This window comes from Leucobacter sp. M11 (assembly GCF_035726885.1).
Taxonomy (GTDB): Bacteria; Actinomycetota; Actinomycetes; order Actinomycetales; family Microbacteriaceae; genus JAPFRB01.
In genome coordinates this window covers 126498-127798 of sequence record NZ_JAPFRB010000006.1, presented here as the reverse complement: position 1 = coordinate 127798, position 1301 = coordinate 126498, and the positions used below count along the sequence as shown (strand labels likewise).

2 protein-coding genes are annotated in these 1301 nt (G+C 71.5%); both read right to left on the bottom strand.

All coding sequences use genetic code 11. From position 1 onward, the window contains the following. Positions 1 to 343 (bottom strand): siderophore-interacting protein (locus OOT08_RS17625; RefSeq protein ID WP_325094169.1); only part of this gene is annotated, 343 nt, incomplete at its 3' end. 38 nt (positions 344 to 381) lie between these two features. After that, the coding region (locus OOT08_RS17620) for an ABC transporter substrate-binding protein (RefSeq protein ID WP_325094168.1) at positions 382 to 1301 on the bottom strand (920 nt) is incomplete at its 5' end.

Here is a 1301-nt window from a genome sequence, read left to right as displayed (position 1 = left end):
CGTGGAGCACAAAGTCCAGGTCCAGCTCACCCGCCACCGGGTCGAATCGCCTCGGCGTGTAGTCTCGCGTCTCCCGGTGCGGGGCCGCCGGCCAGTCGATCGTGTCGGCGAGCTGGCGGGGCAGCGCGGCGGCGAGGTCCCCGCCCGGGGCGAAGATGAGCTTGACATGGTCGTCGAAGCCCGGGCTGTCGAACGCGGCCAGGTCGAGCCCGTCGCGGGTGAAGCCCGTGAGTTCCTCGCCGCCGAGGGTCACCCGGAGCATGCGTGGGGTGACCCGGGCGACGCGGAGCACCGTGAGCCTGCGGTGGACGAGCGGGAGGGGGCGGAAGCGGTGCTGGGCCATGCGGGGGTCTCCTGGGGGCGGGGCGAGCGGATCGGGGCTTAGGAGAACTGGGTCTCGACCCAGTCGAGCAGTTCCATCGTGCGCAGGTAGTCGGCGCGGTAGCCCCAGTTCGGCAGGTCGACGGCGTGGCCGCCGGAGATGGCGGGCAGCGCGGCGTAGACGGGGTTTTTCGCGAGTTCGGCGAGCGAGACGGGGGTCGTGTTGAAGCCGAAGGCGAAGAGGGAGGGCGCGGTGAGGACCTCGGTGACCTGCTCGGTGCTCAGCTCGAAGGAGTCGCCGGTGCCGAAGGCGGTGAACTCGGGGTTGTCGGCGATCACGGGGGCGGGCTCGAAGCCGAGCTCGGCCAGGGTTTGCGGGAGGGCCGAGTCCTCGGGCAGGGAGTAGGGCACCCCGTCGGTGGTCATCACGAGGTAGGCGACGGGCAGCGGGGGCAGCGTGATGGCCTCGGCCACCTCGGCGACGCGGGCGTCGTAGGCATCAACGAGTTTTTTGCCGCCGGCCGCGTCGTCGAGCACGTCCTCGGCGATGAAGTCGAGCTGGCCCTGCCAGGTGAGCAGGTCCTTGCTGACGATCACCGTGGGGGCGATCTCGCTGAGCTGCTCGTAGGCCTCCGCGGCCTGGAAGGCGGGGAAGCCCTGACCGCCGCCGATGATGAGATCGGGCTTCTCGGCGAGGATCGCCTCGAAGTCGAAGCCGTCCTCGCCCCAGGGCAGGATGACGGTGCCGTCCTGCTTGGCGTCCGCGGCCCAGCTCTCCGGGTAGTCACCGCCGCCGGGGCCGGGGACCTCGGGGATCGTCGCGTGCACCGGGGTGTCGAGCGCGAAGAGGTACCCCGCGAGGTTGGAGTTCAGCACGACGATGCGCTCGGCCTCGGCGGGCACGGTGACGTCACCGAGGTCGGTGCTCACGGTGCGGGTGTCCCCCGCCGCGGTGCCGCCGGGCTCGGCGTTTCCGCTCT